This window comes from Vibrio lentus, from assembly GCF_002875945.1.
Classification (GTDB): domain Bacteria; phylum Pseudomonadota; class Gammaproteobacteria; order Enterobacterales; family Vibrionaceae; genus Vibrio; species Vibrio apostichopi.
Map to the genome: position 1 here is coordinate 1 of NZ_MCZK01000008.1, position 3,392 is coordinate 3,392.

Annotated in this window: 4 protein-coding genes; 1 reads left to right on the plus strand and 3 read right to left on the minus strand. The window is 40.8% G+C overall.

Annotation, left to right across the window (positions count from 1 at the left end; translation table 11 throughout):
* On the plus strand, window positions 1–1,686 hold a 1,686-nt coding region (locus tag BCT49_RS00865), incomplete at its 5' end, for a S8 family peptidase (RefSeq protein ID WP_102433784.1).
* Between the two features lie 136 nt (window positions 1,687–1,822).
* Here the strand turns inward: BCT49_RS00865 and BCT49_RS26240 are convergent.
* The 3 genes from BCT49_RS26240 to BCT49_RS00875 form a co-directional block, all read right to left on the minus strand.
* Entirely contained in the window at window positions 1,823–1,951 is a 129-nt protein-coding gene (locus BCT49_RS26240; protein ID WP_277869402.1) for a hypothetical protein, read from the minus strand.
* Window positions 1,944–2,609 carry a hypothetical protein gene (locus BCT49_RS00870; RefSeq protein WP_102433785.1) on the minus strand — a complete coding sequence of 222 codons (666 nt, stop codon included), beginning with the start codon at window positions 2,607–2,609 and terminating at the stop codon, window positions 1,944–1,946. The genes BCT49_RS26240 and BCT49_RS00870 overlap by 8 nt, the downstream gene beginning before the upstream one ends.
* A gap of 280 nt (window positions 2,610–2,889) precedes the next feature.
* The coding region (locus tag BCT49_RS00875; RefSeq protein WP_133151625.1) for an HNH endonuclease at window positions 2,890–3,392 on the minus strand (503 nt) is incomplete at its 5' end.

Genomic DNA, 3,392 nt, shown 5'->3' on the forward strand with positions numbered 1-3,392 from the left:
AATTACGCAACAAAGCCCCTTCAACTACTACCTGGCCACAATTCCAATTCAATTAAAAAAGCGTTTGTTAAACTCGCAAATAAACTTGAATATGAATGTAGAGTCGACCTCAGCTTCGACGTTTCAAACTTGTGGTTTTTACCTATAATTGGAAATCAGAGCAATTTAACAGAGCTCGCCAAGTTTTCATTTGTCCGAGTTGTTCGTCCAGTACCGGCAATGCGGTCGTTCAGGCCTATAGTCAGAACCAACTCAATGGGTTCAGGGGTGAATCTTCCTACGGCTCCCCCATATGCTGCCGATGTAAAAGTAGCAATCTTGGATGGCGGTTTACCTGAATATTCGGTAGTTCAACCATGGGTGAAAGACTATAGACTCAGCAATAATTCTGCAACAGACCTTAACGGTGGGCCCGATCATGGGTTAGGAGTAACATCAGCATTCTTATTTGGCCCGTTAGACCCAGGAGAACCAGTACCTAGACCATTCTCATATGTAGATCACTATCGTGTTCTAGATAATGATATCCATGGAGAAGAGCCACTCGAGCTGTACCGAACACTAGGTCATATTGAGGAAGTTTTACTCTCACATCAATACGAATTTCTAAACCTAAGTTTGGGGCCTGACCTTCCTATTGACGATGATGAGATTCATCCATGGACTTCACTGTTAGATACTTATTTAGCTGATGGAAGAACATTCTTAACAATTGCTGCTGGAAACAATGGGGAAAATGACTCTTCTCTTGGGTTAGATCGTATTCAGGTACCATCAGATTGTGTAAATGCTATATCTGTCGGAGCTGCTTCCACACAATGTCCTAATTGGCAAAAAACCATCTACAGTGCTTCAGGTCCCGGTCGAGCTCCAGGACGTGTAAAACCAGACTTAGTCGCTTTTGGGGGTTCTCCAAAAGAGTACTTTCATGTGCTATCTTCTGAAGTCACTCCAAGTGTTATACCTCAATGTGGAACAAGTTTTAGTGCTCCATACTTACTTCGGAAAGCTGTTGGCATCCGTGCTCTTATGGGGCATGACATAACCCCTTTAGCAATCAAAGCATTGCTCATAAATAACGCTAACTCAAACGGCCACTCTAAAGCGCATGTGGGCTGGGGGAAAGTGCCAAAATCGATTGATTCATTAATTGAATCATCGGATGGAGAGGCTAAGATAATCTACCAAGGTGAATTATCTCCGGGTAAATACCTCAAAGTTCCAGTACCAATCCCGGAAGCTGGCGTTGATGGGAAAGTTACCATTTCGGCTACGTGTTGCTACTCTACACCGGTAGACCCTCAAGATACTTCAATGTACACCAGAGCTGGCGTTGAAATATCTTGGTCTGTAAATGATAAAAAAGAGCCGTTCTTCAAACAAAAGAAAATTGCCACAGAAGCAGAGTTACGCGCTGACGCAGCAAAATGGGAATCTGTTTTACATGCAGAGAAGACTAAGATCGGAAGCAAAATGAGCGAACCCACATTTGAAATTCATTATATGGCTCGTGAAGGTGGCGCTCCTGTGAGTTCTTCAAGAGCTGAAGTGATAAGGTATGCATTCGTTGTAACGTTAAAAGCACCTAAACATAAAAAGATTTTCAACGACATTTTGGATACTTACGCAAATATACTCACCGAAATTGAGCCACGTATAACAACAGAAATCCCTGTTGAAGTTTAGTATTCAATAATCGAAATAGGTACTAGACGCTCATTCTTTATAATAAACCTAACTTCTCAATTAAGTTTTGTTTGTTAAAACAAAGGTCAAAAAATCATTTAAGGCGCCGATTGGCGCCTTAAATTTTTAAATAATCTTAGTTTGATTTAGGCTTCGGGGCCGGGGGCGGCTGTGTTGGTTTCACATTCGCTTTTCCAGTCGGCTTGTTCTCCCCTTTTTGTATATTGCGGGTAAACCCTTCATTTATTGGTTTTTTTTCACTCATCTGTGACTCCTAATATTTCTGTTGGTATAGCTTCAATAACTAGCTTTCCAATCTCTCTAGATATATAGATTGTAGGTACGTCGTAGTATAACTCCGAATCTTCATACCCATAAACTGATACCTGAGATAAAACTAACTCTTGCAAAGTATCGGTTTCTGAGTGAGATACAACTCGACCTTGATATGTAAAACCATTTTCTCGATCTCTAACATAAACCCAATCAATCTCTTGTGAGTTAAGATAGTATGAGTACAAATTTTCATCCCCAAACTTACTTGATACCCTTAACTTCTGAGCTAATTTGTTAAAAATCTTGAAATTGATTAACCAAGACGAAAAGAATGCCACTGGAACAGATAAAATTACTGCAACACAGATTTCCCAGGCGTTCAGCCCGCTCCCTCCATTTAATGCGCTACTCCAAATATTCAAATTAGACCATTGAATATCCTCAAAAGTTAGCGATGCCGCATTGAACACATCATACACATAGGTCAAAGCTTGCAGACATACATAACATGCCATACCCAACGTTAAGGAATACAACCCAAACTTAAATGAATCCCACTTAGAGTGGTTCGTTAATTTATCGCAAATAATCGTAGCCATAATTCCAGGCATTAGAATTACGATTAATGAAACTACCAATTGATTCAAACCCACCTCCTTTCAGTAACTAAAAGACTATCTCCGGTTCAATATAAGATTCATCAAGGAGTAGATAAATACTCGAATTCAATCATTTATTTGCTGTTCCGCTGATAGAATCAAAAATTGTTGCATATCATATCAACCCTAGCGTTACGCATAACGTGATCCAAATCGAGGAGTCGTGGTTAAACTATTGATTATCGAAGTGGTGGTGACCATAAGGCCCGAAAAATTTTTATTTCGCGCGGTGTGTCCGCGTTTGCAATCCTTAAGGCGTCAGAGGTACCTACAGACCAAAAGTATTACGATGTATAGATAAGCAAGCTTTAGAAGGCCTGTCATTTACGTCTTCGGGTAATGACACCGTCTTCCCTTCCAAATCAGAATAGACACTGCCTTTAAGCTCATCAGCAATCAGGGCCGTGTGTGTCTCTTCGTCAATAGCTAATAGGTCCAGATCCCATAAAGTATGTATATCCGCTCGTAATAGAATGCCATTGGTAACATGGTTTGAATCAGCGCCGTTATATGGCGTTATATGAGCGGCTTCCAGAACACCTTCAATACTTGTTCCAGTAATGGCACAACGAGAGTTATAAGCTCTTAACAATGAACGTCTGAAAGCAGCCTGCCCGCGTCTTGCGACTATCTGTCGATAAGCTCGTTCGCGGCCATCTTGTTCATCTCTCGGGTCATATTGGTTATTCGCACTTTGTGAATCAGAGATCTTATCCAGAGCTAAATCTTGATGACGTTTATACGTGAGAGTGTGGCTTTGTTGCGTAATTC